We start from the raw sequence: 15,540 nt of genomic DNA on the forward strand, positions 1-15,540 counted from the left end.
GCTCATGCCGGTTACAGTTAGTCGGCTTGGCGCGGGAGCTTCCATTCCCAGGCAGCAGTTCGCGCAGACGCGAAGCGGGAAGATCGGCGATCCGGGCGAGGACGTCGGAGAGCCGGGCTTTGGGATCGACATCGTTAAGACGACAGGTGGTGATCATCGTCAGCATGATGGCGGCGCGTTCGGCGCCGCGCAGGCTGCCGGCGAAGGTCCAATTGCGCCTTCCCAAGGCGATGCCGCGCAACGCTCTTTTGGCGGCGTTGTTGCTGAGGCAGATCCTGCCATCGTCGAGGAAGCGGGCAAAGTCGGCTCAGCGCCTGGCATGTAATTCGTGGGCTTCAGGACCTCGGAGGAGCGCGAGAGGGTTTCTCGCTCGCGCAGCAGCCAGGCGTGCATGTCGTCGAGCAGCGGCTTAGCGCGATCGGGGAGCTGGTTTACCCTTGCTGCCTACCCTGGCGTTCTTCTCGATATCGGCCAACTCGAAGAAGCCCCGCCGCGCATGCGCGAAGCAGAATGCCGGCGTGATCGGCATCGCTTTCCTTTGCGGGTCGAACAACGGCTCGAAGCCGCTATAGCAATCGGCTTGCAGGATGCCGGCGAAGGCGGCCAGATGCCTCTGGGGATGCTGGCCTCGCCGGTCGGGTGAGGCGTAATAGACCGCAGCCGGCGGCGCCGGCCCACCGAAGGGCCGGTCATCCCGCCCATAACTCCAGCTCCGGCGGGTCGTGCACTTGCCCTTCGCCAGGACGCGGATGGTGGTGTCGTCGCCATGAAGGCGCTCGACTGCGAGTACATGACGCTCGATCAGCTGGAAGAGCGGCATGATGGCGAAGGTTCCGTGGCCGACCTGGTCAGCGAGCGTCGACAATGGCAGGTCGATCCTCTCGCACTTGGTTGAGCGGGATATGCATGCCGAACTGTGCGTCCAGCGAAGGCTGGCATGTTCAGCAGGAGTAAGTCCTGCCGGGGAAAAAGTTAGCTCCCCGTAGTGTGGGTAGCAGAGGAGATAGAAATAGAACCTTTGAAGCCTATCGACAAAACTCCCTTGGGGAGACCACGAGTCATCGGGCCGTATCAAAAGAGAACGCGTTGTGGCCTCGAAAATGCTGAAAACCGAAAGTCGAGCCTGCAGTTTAGGGGCGAAGGCAGCATGATCCATCGAATGCTAACTGACACGACGGGTCATTTCGGCGGGGTGAAAGCGACAGCACGGTGACAAGGACATGCCGAGCAACTGGAGAAGCCTTCATCCCGGAGAGAAATCGCCGGAAGAAGGTAGGTCGTATAACCGGAGATCCCGGGAAATCGACCGAAGATGAGAAGGTGGCGGCCGGGACTGGAGTAGCGATGAAGCGGAGTAACTCCCGTGGAGCAAAGGGTCCCTGCCATTTGTGATGTCTCTAACGTAAGGAAGGCAAGGACGAGATGATAAAGGCGTCCATCGATTTGCAAGACCTGAGGCGGAGACTATACGTCAAGGCGAAGGCTGAACCGTCCTGGCGTTTCTGGGGTCTATACGTCCACGTGTGCAAGATGGAGACCCTGCGCGCAGCGTATGAGATGGCGAAAGAAAACGACGGCGCACCGGGAATAGACGGGGTGCGCGGCGGCGATCAGGGTGAGACTCCGTATTGCCTCACCTATCGATGCTCCCGAGTGCGATCGGTTGCCTCATTTATTTTGCTCCCGGCTTGGGTTGAGGAGGAGGCCGGGTGCGGAGATGGCCGGGGTTTCGGAGCGCCCGGCCTCCTCCGCTGGCGTCTGCCACATCATTGGGTTGTTGTGACCTCATGCCCCAGCAGCGTTTCCTCCGTAGGAACGAACAACAACGCGTTCGCTTGCTCGCTGCGCCAGGATTTAAGCCTACGCTGAAGCGTTCGAAGAAGCTTGTTCGGATAGGCTCCAGGATATTCCGCCTGCAACCGGGAGAGCAGTTCGCTACCAGTCCGCCAAGGCTCGGCTTCAAACCATTTTCGCAAATCTAGCGTTGCCCGGATGAGCGGGTCGGGACGCCGCCGGCCTCTTTTCGCTTTCACGATTGGCCGATCCGTCGGTCGCATAGCTCCGTCTTTCCAGGCGGTTCGTAGGCTTGCCAGGAAGAGATCGATCGGTTGCGATGCCGCAGCAGGATGGGCGATTGGCTGCGTATCAGCGAGCGCCGCGAGGCGTTCCTGCGCGCCGCGGATGTCGCGCAACAACGCGACCGGGTCGAGAGCGGCATAGATTTCTTGGAGATGGTGACGAATCGCATCGGGCGTGCGGGCGTCGGCGGCCAAGCGCTGGTGTGGCGTTGCCGGTGCGCTGTATGTCTTACGCACACGAGCACCGTCGCGCTGCTTGGCCATCAGTTTGAATGAGGGTTGGAAGAAGTTCACGAACAGCCGCGCCGATCGATAGAGTTCAGCCAGCAGCTTGGCCGCTTCCAGGCCCTCGAGCCGACGATAGCCGACCATCCTGCGCACGACGGCACCGTTCTTCTGCTCGACGAACGCCTGGTCGTTCTTCCGGTAGGGCCGGCAACGCGTGAAGACGATGTTGGCCGCATCGCAGTAGGCTTTCAGCGTCTCATTCATGAACACCGTATCATTGTCCGTATCGAGGCCGATCAGCGCAAAAGGCAATTGTTTGCGCAATTCCGTCAACACCGTGCTCAACAGTGTTTGTTCGCGCACGATCAGAGGAGCGCACTCCGTCCAGCCGGTAGCAATGTCGGTGAGCACGAGGGTCTGGATGAAGCTGCCGCGCGCCGATAGACCGCTATGCGCTACAAGGTCAGCCTCGACGAACCCCGGCGCCGGATCGTTCCAATCTGCCGACGTCCGTATTGGAATACTGCGACGCAACGAGTGCGTCGCGTGCCGTCGGCGCTTGCGACCTAATCCTTCTCGGACCCGTGCCAACGCGCGGTCGATCGTCGCAGCACTCATTGCCAAAAGTTTGTCGCGGATCTCGGGAGCAAGGTCGAGGTGGCCGTGCCGTTCCATCGCTTCAATCAGCGCAGGCATTAACGCCTTCAGCCGCTTCCCGCAGATCCGGTCTGACGCCTCCCAAAGCAGCAAGAGCGCGTTGTGTTCCGCCTCATTATAGATCCGACGTCGCGCCCGTCGGCCTGCGCTTACGTCTTCCTGGCCTCGAAGTAGACGCATCGCATGTTTGCGATGGAATCCGGTGATGTCGACGAACTCGTCTAATATCCGCGCCTTCTTCGCACGATCCGAACGCCGATAGCGCGCGCCCGCCGCCGCCGTCAGTTCCTTCCGCGTTGCCATGCTCAGCCACCCCATCTGCGCCCCCGCTTGTTCCCGATCCAGGGGAGCAATTTACGTGAGGCAACGGCTCAGCATCCGGTAACAATTAAGGCGAGGCAATGCGCGCTCTCATCCTGATTGTCGCGCTATAACGGGGTGACGTTCGAAGCCATCGAAGCGCGAGGCGTGGAGTCTCTGCTCGAGCAATTACGAGACGAACTGATCGAGCGCACTTATAAGCCACTTCCATCAAGGAAGCGGGAAATACCGAAGGACGGGGGCTCCAAGGTCCGCGTTCTGTCGATTCCGGCTATCCGCGACAGAGAGGTACAGGGGCGCTCAAGCTCATACTCGAACCTGTATTCGAGGCGGATTTCCAACCGGGATCGTTCCCAAGCGGACAACACATGAAGCGATCAAGCGAGTTGCTAAAGCAATAGCTGAGCGGAAGACGCGGGTTCTCGATCTTGATTTGCGGGCCTACTTCGACAACGTCCGGCATGATCGGATTCTGGAGAAGGTAGCCCTGCGGGTTGATGATGGGGACGTCATGCATCTTCTGCGGCTTGTGCTGAAAGCTTCTGGCAAGAAAGGCGTTCCGCAAGGCGGCGTAATTTTCACCCTTGCTCAGTAACCTCTACCTCAATGAGGTGGACAAGATGCTGGAGCGAGCACGTGAAGTTACACGTCGCGGCAAGTACACCAATATCGAATATGCACGTTTTGCTGACGATATGGTTGTCTTGATCTATGCCCACCAGCGACATGACTGGCTGCTCGGCGCTATAAACAAGCGCTTGCGGGAGGAGTTCGCCAAGTTACAGGTTGAGGTGAATGATGAGAAGAGTCGCATAGTTGACCTGGCCCGAGGCGAGAGCTTCGGCTTCCTGGGAATCGACTTCCGCTATCTCCGCAGTCTGCGCGGAGTGATGCGGCCGTATTACACGCCCAAGCTCAAAAAGCGGACGGCGCTTCTGCGGGGGCTCAAGGAAGTGTTTGGCAGCTATCGGTCGCAACCGATTAGTCGGGTGATAAGCCTGATCAATCCAAAGCTCCGAGGATGGGTAAACTACTTCCGGATAGGCGATTCCAGTAAATGCTTCCCTACATCAGAGACTGGGTAGAGAGGAAGGTCAGACGCCATCTGGCGAAGGCACGGAAACAAAAGGGCTTCGGCTGGAAGCAGTGGAGTAACTCGTGGCTGTACGACACCTTGAAGCTGTTCAACGGCTACCGGGCGAGTGCCGCCGAAGTAAAAGCTGCTCCAACATGATAGGTCCATAAGCCTTGTCATGAAGCAAATGGGAGCGCGTAGTGCGGGAAATCTGCATGCTGCGTGCGATGTGGCGGGGGCTGGAAACGTGCATGACCGGGAAAACTGGTTAAGCGGCGCGCCAGTCCTCGACCCCACTGTCGAACAGGATCGTCGCCAGCAATTGCGGACCGATGAAGCCGCGCGGCGTGGCATGGAACGGTGCCGGCGGCTGGCTGATCTTCTCGCAATCGCGGCAAGTGAACTTCTCTCGCACGGTCTCGATGACCTTGAACCGGCGCGGGATCTCCCAACGTCTCGGTCACATCCTCGCCCAGTGCTGCAACAAGCCGTTCCTTCTCATCCTGCGACCACCGGCGCCGCCGCTCGGCCGATGTGATCACCTCCGCCCCTCGAAATCGGCATAGTGCTTCTCCCAGGATTACCCGTAGGACCTGCAGCGTTCGCGTCCGTCAAACAAGACGGCCCGCAACGGAGGAATACCACAGAGTCACCTGCTCTCCTTCTTCAGATGAACTGAAGGGCCACCGCCGCCAGAGGTGCGATAAATGGCTTGCGCCCAGTCGAAGGGCGAGAAGATCTCTCCGCTCGCGTTTGCCAGCACCTTCCGCACCACCATTGGGTCGTTAGGGCGCGCGACCTGCCCCATTCGGACGTAGTTCCTAGGATTGACAAAGTCCGTGTAACTGGGCATTTGCCGCGGCGGCCCGGTGCTACTTGAGTTAGCTCAGAACGGATCGGGTCGCCTCACGGTGAGGATGACCTTCACTCATGAAGCGCGCCCGATGTGCGACACGTGCCGGGCGTGGAATGCGGAGTTTCTAAACGCTTGCGGGCTCCCTGGCGAGTTCGTCAATGACTTGCCTGGTTGCCTGATAGGCAAGCTCGACAATCTCATCAATCTCGCCTTCCGAGACGACAAGAGGCGGAGCAAAACCCAGAATATCGCCATGCGGCATTGCCCGAGCAATAAGTCCCCGCTCGCGAGCAGCCTTCGAGATGCGGGCGCCGACTTTGAGCTGGGCGTCGAACCGTCGCTTCGTGTGACGGTCCGCGACAAACTCGATAGCGCCGAGCAAGCCGACGCCGCGAACTTCGCCAGCGATCTCCAATTGAGCGAACCTTTCCTTAAGCCGCTTTTGAAAGTGCGCGCCGACCACCCTGGCGCGATTGCTGAGCTGCTCCTTTTCAACGATATCGAGCACTGCGTTGGCGGCGGCGGCAGCGATCGGATGACCCGAGTAGGTGTAACCGTGTGAGAATGCGCCAACGCGATCGGCGGCCCCCTCCATAACAGAGTAAACCTTCTCCCCCACGATGGCTGCCGAGAGCGGCATGTAGCCCGAGGTGAGCCCCTTGGCGACCGTTACGAGATCCGGCTCCATCCCGTATAGAGTACTGCCAAAGTCGGCCCCGGTTCGCCCGAATCCACAGATCACCTCATCGGCGATGAGAAGAACGTCATACCGCCTGAGTACGGCCTGAATCTCCCGCCAATACCCGCTGGGCGGCGGTGTGATGCCTCCGGTACCAAGGACAGGCTCGGCAATAAACGCGCCGACCGTTTCCGCGCCCTCCCGCACAATTAGCTCTTCGAGTTCGGCCGCACGCCGACGAGAAAAGGCCTCCTCCGATTCCCCGTGCTCAGCGCCCCAATAATGGTGGGGAGTGCCTGTGTGCAGAATACCCGGAAACGGAAGGTCCATTTGATCGTGATAGAACGACATTCCCGTCATTGATCCAGAAATGACCGAGCACCCGTGATAACCGCGCTCGCGAGAGATGATCTTCTTCTTCTTCGGCTGACCACGCAGATTGTTGTAATACCAGACGAGCTTGGCCTGAGTTTCGTTGGCATCCGATCCGGAAAGTCCGTAGAAGACTTTGCTGGCGTTTCCCGGTGCCATTTGCACGAGGCGATGCGAAAGCTTTGCGAGCTCTTCGGTCGTGTGAGCAGCGTACGTGTGGTAATATGCGAGCTGATAGGCCTGCCTTGCGATGGCCTCGGCAACTTCGGTACGCCCATAGCCGATATTGACACAGTAGAGACCGGCAAAGCCATCGATGTATGTTCGGCCCTCCGCATCCCGAATGGATATCCCTTTACCACCTGTGACGATTGTGGGATCGCCAAGCTTGCCGCTCGCGAAATCCTTCAGCTGCGTGAAGGGATGCAGAACACTGGAACGATCTCGCTCAGCGATGGTCTTGATATCAATCATATAGTTCTCCTATGCCGCCAAATCGCCGAAACAGACGTATTTGTGTTCCATGTACTCTGCTAAACCGTGCTTCGACCCTTCTCGTCCGAGTCCGGACTGCTTCCAGCCTCCGAACGGAATGGGCGGTCCAGTAAAGGAAGCTGTATTGATTCCGAGCATGCCGCACTCGATCTGCTCAGAAAGGCGGAGCGCCCGGCGAAGGTTGTTTGTGTAGATGTATCCAGCCAGCCCCATTTCGCTGGCGTTCGCCCTGGATACAACCTCCGCCTCAGAATCGAACGGGAGCACGGCAGCAACCGGCCCGAAGGTTTCTTCATGCGTGATCAGCATGTGGTCGGTGACATCGCTGAGCAACGTCGGAGGAACGAAGTTTGCACCCAAACTTGCGCCCTTGTCGGCGCAAAACACCCGCGCCCCCTTTTTTGCGGCGTCGTCGATGTGGGCCCTGCATTTGTTGGCAACCGACAGCTTTGTCATCGGCCCTATATCAGTTGTCGTTTCCAGGCCGTGCCCGACTCTGAGCTGAGAAATAGGGGTGGCAAACGCCTCGACGAAGGCGCGGTAGATCTTTCTATGCACGTAGATGCGATTGGCGGCGAGACAGTCCTGGCCCGAAGTGGTGAACTTTGCGTCCATCGCTCCCTTAACCGCCTTGTCGACATCGACGTCGTCAAAGATGATGCACGGAGCGTGGCCCCCCAGCTCAAGCGACACTTTCTTCACGGTTTGTGCCGCCTCTGCCAGAAGCAGGCGCCCAACTTCGGTAGAACCAGTAAACGAAAGAGCTCGCACCCTCGTATCGCGCAACAGTGGTTTCGAAAGCTCGATTGAATCACCGACAAGCACCTGAAATACGCCACGCGGAATACCAGCTTCTTCGGCCAACCTAGCCAGGGCAAGGGCCGACAATGGCGTCTCGGGAGCCGGCTTCACGACGATCGGGCAGCCCGCGGCAAGAGCAGCTCCCGCCTTTCTCGTGATCATCGCGATTGGAAAATTCCATGGCGTGATCGCCGCCGCAACACCGATTGGCTGCATTCGCACATGAAGCAGGCTTCCCGCTTTGTGACTCGGAATGGTCTCGCCATAGGTGCGCTCGCCTTCAGCGGCAAACCATTCCAGAAAGCCCGCGCCATATGTGATCTCGTAGCGTGCCTCCGCCAGAGGCTTTCCTTGCTCGCTGGTCATAAGAACGGCGAGATCCTCTGAATGGCCGCGGATCAGGGACGCCCAAGATTTGAGGATCACTCCTCGCTCGGTGGGCAGCAGACGCCTCCATGCAACAAACGACTTCTCTGCTGCTCCGATTGCCAGCTCCATGTCGGCCGCCGAGCAACGGGCAGCTTCCGCGATTTCCTCCCCCGTCGCGGGGTCGACAACCGCGTCCTTCTGCCCGCCGTCCGTCCACTTGCCGTCGATGAACGCTGCCCCCGCTAAAAAGTCTCGTCGTCTGAGAGTTCGAAGGTGCCGCATAGCGAGGCCACCCCACTCCGGGCGTCTGTGCCGAAAGCCTTGAACACCCATTTTGAAACTCCCGCGCCGTCACTTATTGAAATTGCTGGAGTAATCAGGATACTAGTGACGCAAACAGATTTGCGTCGCATTTTCGGTGCGCGGGATGAATTCCTGCAAAGCATTGATGCCTTGCGACGAAACGCAGCTTAGGGCTGGAGACAACCGCTATGCGTTACGATCGGATAGATGCACGCATCCTGGAGATCGTGCAAAAAAACAATCGCCTCACGTCCGAGGTCATTGGCGAAATGGCGGGGCTTTCCCCCACGGCGTGTCAGAGAAGGTTGAAGAGGCTCCGTTCGGAAGGAATCATTGAGTCGGATGTGTCCATCGTCTCGGCAAGAGCAGTGGGAAGGCCGATTCAGATGCTTGTCCTCGTGAATCTCGAGCGGGAGCGCTCCGATATCATCGACAAATTCAAGAAGGCCATCAAAACGTCGAGTGAAGTCGTAAATGGCTTCTATGTCACGGGCGATGCAGACTTCGTTCTGTACATAACGGCTCGCACGATGGAGGACTACGAGCTTTTCACCAGACGCTTCTTTTACGAGAACCCCGATATTAAGGGGTTCAAAACCATGGTCATCATGGACCGCGTAAAATCGGGGTTTGCAGTTCCAATCGAAATGCCACCGGACAGATAAGCGATCTTTGATCGCGACGTCCCGACGGTCCAGCTGTTTTGAGCACTCGTGAAAGAATGAGAACCATACCGAAAGCTCTGACAATTCTGACTTCTCACAATCCTCTTCAACCCAAAACAGGCCTAACGAACTCGCCCCAGTGGGCTTGGTCGAATTACGTGCCAGAATGGTGCTTGAAAGCAAAAAAAGGAGGGGCCACTCCAAGGGTGGCCCCTTCAAGTTAGGGAGGAAACGCCCCTAGGGGGCCTGGGAGATCAGGCCGCAGCCTGTTCGATCGGTGAAAATGGTAGGCCGAGACTCTCTGCCACTGCCTTGTAGGTCAACCGGCCCCGATAGACGTTCAGGCCAGCGCGCAAGTGCGGATTTTCAAGCACGGCCGCAAAGCCCTTGTTTGCCAAAGCCAAGCCAAAAGGCAAAGTTGCGTTGTTGAGGGCCTGACTTGAGGTAAGCGGGACTGCACCGGGCATGTTGGCAACGCAATAGTGGATCACGCCGTCGACTTCGTAGGTTGGATCAGCATGGGTGGTGGCACGCGACGTCTCAAAGCAACCGCCTTGATCGATCGCGACGTCAACGACCACAGAGCCTTGCTTCATCGAGCTCAGCATCTTGCGCGACACCAGCTTCGGTGCACTGGCTCCTGGGACGAGCACGGCGCCAATAACGACGTCTGCGGCAGAGACTTCCTCTTCAACGCTGTCGATGGTCGAGTACCTGGTGCGGACGCGGCCCTCGAATAGCTCGTCCAGTTCGCGAAGGCGGTTGATCGAACGGTCGATGACGGTGACTTCCGCACCCAAACCGGCTGCCATTCGGGCGGCATGCGTACCGACGACACCGCCACCGATGACAACGATACGAGCGGGCTGAACGCCAGGCACGCCGCCGATCAATAACCCCCGCCCGCCGCTGTACCGTTTTAGGGCCGCGCCGGCAGCCTCGATCGTGAGCCGGCCCGCGACTTCGCTCATTGGCGCAAGCAACGGCAAGCCCCCGTTCGAGTCGGTGACGGTTTCATAGGCGATCGCTGTGCAACCCGATTTCAGCAGTCCTTTTGCCTGCTCCGGATCGGGCGCCAGATGCAGATAGGTGAAGAGGATCTGATTCTCTCGGAGCTGGACCCATTCGGACGGCTGCGGCTCCTTGACCTTGACTACCATCTCGCTCGATGCAAACACCTCCCGAGCAGCCGCGGCGATTGTTGCACCGGCCTTCCGGTATTCCTCGTCGCTTGCCCCGATGCCAGCGCCGGCATTGGCCTCCACCAATACTTGGTGGCCGGCAGCCACATATTCCCGGACAGCTCCAGGGGTCAGGCCCACGCGATATTCGTGTGTTTTGATTTCCTTGGGAACACCGACTTGCATCTTGCAATCTCCGCTTTTGCTGAACCACTTCTAATCGGAACCACGCGGTGAAATTGAGAAGGGACCGGCGAACGACGCAGAAATTCAGCAACCTCGGCGTTCTTGCGCACAATTCCAGCAGAGTGCGCGAGATGGTGATGGTTTGCTATTCCTGGCGCCGCAATCGGCACAGTGGCAGCCGACACATCGATCCAAAGGAAGTTTCGCACAGCGATTTTCACGTATTTAACGGCCTTCGGTTCCTCCACGGGGCTCTGGGCGAAACATCCCCTCTGTCCCGCTCCACGCAAAAGCTGCATGAATCCCGGCGGATATTTATGGCGGAACAGTTGCCCAGCAACGCGCGCATGCCGCCAGGGCTCGCCGATCGAATGGCAACGATACGCTCAGAGATTGTGAGCATCATGGAGCGGCTGTCAATGATCGCTCGAAAGCGGCCTTTCCGATTGTGACGATCGCGTCCACCTTCGGTCTTGGTGATGACGAGCGCAGGCGCGAGCCCGGGATATTGCGATGGACTACGGCTCGGCGCAATCAGCACCGCGACCGGGCCACCTATCTGCGGACGCCTAGTGTTGAAAACCGGTGTCCTCGTGCAAGAAGGCGAGTGCTGCGAGCGAGAGTGGCCCATTGTTCTCCTTTGAGAGACCTTAACGCACTAGCGGCAGGCCTGGAATCGCTGAGGCCGCAGCGGATTGCGCGTCAGAGTTCGAATAGCTCGCGCGGCAACTTCGTGAATGGTTCACCTGCAACGTCGGTATGCGGAAGGTTTCGCTGATCACATAACCACGTCTTCATCGATCCAGTTTTCAAGCATGAGGTGAAATGTCGTATTCGGCTTGAGGACCGTGTTATCGCCGTCCTTCAAGCTAGCTGTAGGTTCCGTCCAATCTATCGCGACGGCGTAGCCGCACCGAGACTCCTTCACCAAGCCATCGCGTTTTCAAGTTGGAGTTGAAAGCTATGGCGACGTCGCTGCAGGTCCTGCCGGGTTTGGCGGCGGCAAGTGCAGCTTCCAACCTGGCAACGTTCCCTTCATGCAACCGGCGTATGTGATCCGACGGCTTACCGATCGCGACATCGTGCGCATCAGCGGAGAGGTCTAGCCATGACGCCCGCCGCTGAACTCGAAATTGCTCTGCGAGCCCGTCTGGAAGACGTCTTCGGTCCAGCGAATGTGACACGTGGAGATGCGTGCGCAGCGCAAAGAAGAGGCCCGCAAAATCCGTGCTGGGCTTGCCGTTAGCGCTGCGCACCAATGTTGCAATGACCTCGGCGGATTCATTGGCCTCGCGCGCGCCTGAGCGGATAACGTCTCTCGCTTTGAGCATGCCGGCGTCGGAAATAGCGGTAGCTTCCCGCATCATCGCGAATTCCGAGTCCGATTTCACGCCGCGGATCCGGGTCACGGCGTTAGTGCAGTAGACGATGTTCGCGCCTGTCGAGCGAGATTTGAACTTCTTAACTGTCAGCGGGCAAGAGCCGTTCTTCCAGACCGGTCCATTTGCGGCCGACGCCATCGTCCAAGATGAAGTCGATGGTCTCCTCCCGTTCGGGGTAGCGATGAGCGCCTCCGAATAACCAGTGACACGACTGCGATCGACAAACATCTGATGGATCGCCGCCGGCCAGACCATTCTGCGCGTCAGGAAGGTCGGCTACTCATCCGTTAAAGTCACGACCAGCCCCCGCGGAACATAGCCCGACCTCGAAGTGTATCCGGAGAGATATATGATGTTAGCCGGAGCCGTGACCACCGCTTCGACCTTCGCCGCTCTATCTCCGACTTGACGGCGGATAATCTCCGCAGATACCCGCCGCGGGCGAATGCTTGCGAAGCCTTAGGCATTGCCATGTGCAAACTCCTTCTGGAAAGAGTGGGTCGTTCTCTCGCGTGGATCGAGGGCGGGCCGGCGGATCTTTTCGTGTCATTTGTGGCGGGATCGTACATCGGCGCCGCTACGAATTCAGCATCTCCAAGCAGTACCTGATCGCGAGCTCAGCTGTCGGAACGAGCAGATCGTCCGAGGCTCCGAAAGTTGGCGTGTGCACGCCGGACTCGTTGCCTTGCTCCTTGCTGCCAAACCAGAAGTAGATCGAGGGCACGCACGCGGAGTAGAATCCGAAATCGTCGCTGCCGCCGCCTGCGCTCGACGACTTCAGGTCGGAAAACTTGTCTTTGCCCACGGTCTCGACCACCAGCCGCCGAAACCTGTCAACCATCACGTCGTTGTTAATGACCGGCGGTTCACCGAATTTGTGGGAGAACTCCGCTTTCCCGCGGTGCATCGTCGCGACCCCTTCAGCTATTTCTCGCACGCGCTGAACCAGGAGCTCTCTCCGCTCACAACGGCTTGTTCTGATAGTTCCGGTCATCGTAACTGACGGGCAAATGATATTTGTGGCTTCGCCACCTGCAATCGTCCCGATTGTGACGATCGCCCCGTCATCGAAGGGCATTTCCCGCGACACGACCTTTTGGACCTCATTGATGAATGCCCCGGCCATCGCAATTGCATCCACGCCCGCATGCGGCCTCGCGCCGTGGGCCATGGTCCCGATAAGTGTGATCGCGAACTGATCGGCGGATTGTGTCACAGCGCCTGGGCGTGCGCCGAACATCCCCGCGGGCAAATCAGTTTTGACGTGGAACCCAACAGCAGCGTGGAAGCCGCTAAGCAGGCCCTGCTCAGCCACTGATCGTCCGCCGAGTGGCTCCGCCTCCTCGGCGGGCTGGAAAAACACGCGAAGCTTGCCAGAAAAGCTCTCTCGCATCCGATGAAACGCAAGTGCGGTACCCATAGCGATCGACGCATGCAGGTCATGACCGCACGCATGCATATGACCTGGGACCCGGGACTGATAGGACAAGTCGTCCCGGGTTTCCTGGATCGGCAAGGCATCGATGTCGCCCCGTATGGCGACGGAGCGCTGCGGCCCGGAGGCTAAACCGTGGATGTCGACGTAAAGGCCGGTTTTGTGAAAGGTCTTCGCATCGAACAGCCCAAACCGTTCAAGCGTTTCGCGGATCCGCTGTTGAGTTTTCCACTCGTTGTTGGAAAGCTCCGGCTCGCGATGCATAGCATGCCGCATTTCGATCACCACGTCCTTTTCGGAACTGGAAAGCAGATTGTTTGCGCTTGTGTTTGTAGTCCTCTTCATCTTCGCGGCCTTCCAGTTGACGCTTGAGTCAATGTAGCAGGTCGGGTAGGCGGGGAGCAGCGACTAGCGTGGCTATCGCGCAGCAATGCTGCAAGGTTGTCGTCCGATGCGCACAATCTGAGAGCATCTGATCCTGGCGGGCGCCGGATCGCAGGGCCTCGGAAGAGGCCCTGCACAACCAAAACAAGCTAACGGCGCGCCTGTCGATCGGGACTACCATCACGGCCCCGGAGCCGTCAGCTTCTCAGCTCTTTGGTCATCCTCTATCCGAGGCCTGCGCCCTGCTCCCTGAATGCTCTCCAGTCGATCGGCCGCTCCAGCGCTGCTCGTTCGCGCCTCTGCCGAAGGAAATGGTGGGTCTTTGGGCAAATATGGCGCCGGCCTTCAAAATAATTGCGGCTGCAAATGACAATATCATTGCGACACGTCGCAGCTCCGTACCCCAGCTCCAGGCTTTCACGCAAGGCGAGGCATCGGCCGGTATTGTGGACAGCCGAGCACATGAGGCGCGGAAATCCGGGACGCCATTGGAACGGTCGTCGCGTGCGAGGGCATCTACGCGGTGACCTCGTTTACCCTCATCGTGCGGGATGTCGCAATAGGAGGTGCGCTAGCCTACATCGATCCGCTGCTTTCCGCTCAGGGTATGCTGGCTGTACCAAAAGCGCTCCGCTACGGCCCACGACTGACGTGGCGCTCGGCGAGCTGGCTGCGGAGATTCTCATGAATTCGTAGCGAGCAGAACGAGTCAGCCAGTATAACTGTTGGCGGGCATGGTTAAGATCTTTCGCTTCAGGTCCTCGATGATCCGGTCGACTAGCGCAGTATCGGGCCGGACCGGCCTCCCTCCCTGCAGATCTTTGCCGGCGTCCACTCGCATAGCGCCGGTGGCTGGAGGGCATGTGGCGCTGATCGTCGTGTGCCGCCCGTTGCCACTGCCACGCATATGCACGCTCGCCTCCAAGGAGGGTTCAATCGTTCGTGCGCTGATCCGCGCTTCTAGTCTAACTCAGCGGCGGGCGAAGCGATAGGGCACCGAATATGGTGTTGTTCGATCTCGACGTGATAGTCGAGCCCGACCCGCCATTCGGCATGGACCCACGGCTGGCCCGGAAGCGGTTTGAGAATTGGCGCATCAATTTCCTCGAAAGCTGGCGCCGTATGCGGCCATACTGACGCAGTACCCGTTCGTCATTGAGCTTGGCCAGCCACTAGGCGATCGCGCGGTTGAGTTCGGCCAGGCTGTAAAAAGTTCGGTTGCGCAACCGCCGCAGCAGCCAACGCTCGATGATTCCCACCGCAGGCCTCGACCTTTGCCTTATCTCTCGGGCGAGGCGGCCGTGCCGGAATGCTGCGCCATATCGCTGTAGCTGCGGTCGACTATGGGGTCACAGAGGCAGGCCTCGATCACCGCGATCTTGGCGTTGTGGGCACCAGCAGTTGCGTCGCGTCACCAAAAAAGCTGTAGGCCGCGTCGTTTCCCGCGATCCAGTCGCCGAGCTGCTCGGTCCACGTCGCTAGCGGGAATGACAAGCTGGATGCGCCCATGACCGCAACGAAGCGCGCGATCATTTCGGAACTCCGCGCGCCATCAAATCGGTACGGTGCGCGCGATGACCTCGGAATCGACAGACCACGGCGGTGAGCGCCTTCTCGGCCATCCGGCGCGGCTCCAGGAAACCCGGGAAGTAGGAGCCCTTGCGCAGCTTGGGATGCGAAGCTCGACCGTGCCGGCCAGGTCTCCCAGGTCCGGTCGAAGCTCACCGTTGCGCTGGGCCAGACGCTCGGGGTTCTTCTCGCCGTAGGCTGCACCGACCTGGCCTTCGACTTCCAGCTCCATCAGCCGCTGGGCAGCAAAGCCGATCATCTCGCGCAAGAGATGGCCGGAGTTCGAGACCCTGACGGCTCGCTTCCGTCTTTCCGTTCCACGCATCACTCGAGGGCGCAGGCGCGCATATGACGCGGGTTACGCTCGGGAAGAGCCGGGTGCGGGAAGTCTGCCCGCCCGGATCTGTGAGGGCGAAGCCGAATGGCTGAGTTACTCGACCACGACCCCGGTACAGGACCACGATGTCAAAAACCGGAAGTTTGCTCATTCGGCGGATTGCGGGT

General features: G+C 59.1%; 8 protein-coding genes and 4 pseudogenes. 2 read left to right on the forward strand and 10 right to left on the reverse strand.

Features of this window, described 5'->3' with window-relative positions; translation table 11 throughout:
• Nucleotides 1-17 precede the first annotated feature (17 nt).
• A pseudogene (locus XH89_RS39925) lies at nucleotides 18-917 on the reverse strand (transposase); the annotation flags it as partial.
• An 849-nt stretch (nucleotides 918-1,766) separates the two neighbouring features.
• A complete protein-coding gene (locus tag XH89_RS39930) occupies nucleotides 1,767-3,281 on the reverse strand; it encodes an ISNCY family transposase (protein ID WP_128955117.1) in 1,515 nt (504 codons plus the stop codon).
• 623 nt (nucleotides 3,282-3,904) lie between these two features.
• Here XH89_RS39930 and XH89_RS41650 point away from each other — a divergent pair.
• Nucleotides 3,905-4,369, forward strand: a complete 465-nt coding sequence (locus XH89_RS41650; RefSeq protein ID WP_232995625.1) for a group II intron maturase-specific domain-containing protein — start codon at nucleotides 3,905-3,907, stop codon at nucleotides 4,367-4,369.
• Between the two features lie 288 nt (nucleotides 4,370-4,657).
• Here XH89_RS41650 and XH89_RS39940 read toward each other — a convergent pair.
• The 3 genes and pseudogenes from XH89_RS39940 to XH89_RS39950 form a co-directional block, all read right to left on the reverse strand.
• A pseudogene (locus tag XH89_RS39940) lies at nucleotides 4,658-4,844 on the reverse strand (IS66 family transposase zinc-finger binding domain-containing protein); the annotation flags it as partial.
• A 495-nt stretch (nucleotides 4,845-5,339) separates the two neighbouring features.
• On the reverse strand, nucleotides 5,340-6,740 hold the full coding sequence (locus XH89_RS39945; protein ID WP_128929856.1) for an aminotransferase: 1,401 nt from the start codon (nucleotides 6,738-6,740) through the stop codon (nucleotides 5,340-5,342).
• 9 nt (nucleotides 6,741-6,749) lie between these two features.
• Nucleotides 6,750-8,264: an NAD-dependent succinate-semialdehyde dehydrogenase gene (locus XH89_RS39950; protein ID WP_128929855.1), complete on the reverse strand. Its 1,515-nt coding sequence runs from the start codon at nucleotides 8,262-8,264 to the stop codon at nucleotides 6,750-6,752.
• Nucleotides 8,265-8,422: 158 nt separating this feature from the next.
• Here XH89_RS39950 and XH89_RS39955 point away from each other — a divergent pair, with 158 nt between their 5' ends.
• Nucleotides 8,423-8,899 carry an Lrp/AsnC family transcriptional regulator gene (locus tag XH89_RS39955; protein ID WP_128929854.1) on the forward strand — a complete coding sequence of 159 codons (477 nt, stop codon included), beginning with the start codon at nucleotides 8,423-8,425 and terminating at the stop codon, nucleotides 8,897-8,899.
• Between the two features lie 254 nt (nucleotides 8,900-9,153).
• On the opposite strand, the gene ald is transcribed toward XH89_RS39955, so the two are convergent.
• From ald to XH89_RS39980, 5 genes and pseudogenes are all read right to left on the reverse strand, one after another.
• Nucleotides 9,154-10,266: an alanine dehydrogenase gene (gene ald, locus XH89_RS39960; protein WP_128929853.1), complete on the reverse strand. Its 1,113-nt coding sequence runs from the start codon at nucleotides 10,264-10,266 to the stop codon at nucleotides 9,154-9,156.
• Nucleotides 10,267-11,135: 869 nt separating this feature from the next.
• The gene (locus XH89_RS39965; protein ID WP_232995624.1) at nucleotides 11,136-11,903 is read right to left on the reverse strand and encodes a M24 family metallopeptidase; all 768 of its coding nucleotides are present in this window, start codon (nucleotides 11,901-11,903) and stop codon (nucleotides 11,136-11,138) included.
• 322 nt (nucleotides 11,904-12,225) lie between these two features.
• Entirely contained in the window at nucleotides 12,226-13,428 is a 1,203-nt protein-coding gene (locus XH89_RS39970) for a M20 family metallopeptidase (RefSeq protein WP_128929852.1), read from the reverse strand.
• Between the two features lie 831 nt (nucleotides 13,429-14,259).
• Nucleotides 14,260-14,988, reverse strand: a pseudogene (locus XH89_RS41655) (IS21 family transposase); the annotation flags it as partial.
• A 71-nt stretch (nucleotides 14,989-15,059) separates the two neighbouring features.
• Nucleotides 15,060-15,361, reverse strand: a pseudogene (locus tag XH89_RS39980) (transposase); the annotation flags it as partial.
• Nucleotides 15,362-15,540: the final 179 nt, after the last annotated feature.

This window comes from Bradyrhizobium sp. CCBAU 53340, assembly GCF_015291645.1.
In the GTDB taxonomy this organism is placed as follows: Bacteria; Pseudomonadota; Alphaproteobacteria; order Rhizobiales; family Xanthobacteraceae; genus Bradyrhizobium.

Coding starts and splice junctions, on each gene's coding strand:
- XH89_RS39930 (WP_128955117.1), bottom strand. CDS start 3,281: ATGGGGTGGCTGAGCATGGCAACGCGGAAGGAACTGACGGCGGCGGCG.
- XH89_RS41650 (WP_232995625.1), top strand. CDS start 3,905: ATGCTGGAGCGAGCACGTGAAGTTACACGTCGCGGCAAGTACACCAAT.
- XH89_RS39945 (WP_128929856.1), bottom strand. CDS start 6,740: ATGATTGATATCAAGACCATCGCTGAGCGAGATCGTTCCAGTGTTCTG.
- XH89_RS39950 (WP_128929855.1), bottom strand. CDS start 8,264: ATGGGTGTTCAAGGCTTTCGGCACAGACGCCCGGAGTGGGGTGGCCTC.
- XH89_RS39955 (WP_128929854.1), top strand. CDS start 8,423: ATGCGTTACGATCGGATAGATGCACGCATCCTGGAGATCGTGCAAAAA.
- ald (WP_128929853.1), bottom strand. CDS start 10,266: ATGCAAGTCGGTGTTCCCAAGGAAATCAAAACACACGAATATCGCGTG.
- XH89_RS39965 (WP_232995624.1), bottom strand. CDS start 11,903: ATGGTCTGGCCGGCGGCGATCCATCAGATGTTTGTCGATCGCAGTCGT.
- XH89_RS39970 (WP_128929852.1), bottom strand. CDS start 13,428: ATGAAGAGGACTACAAACACAAGCGCAAACAATCTGCTTTCCAGTTCC.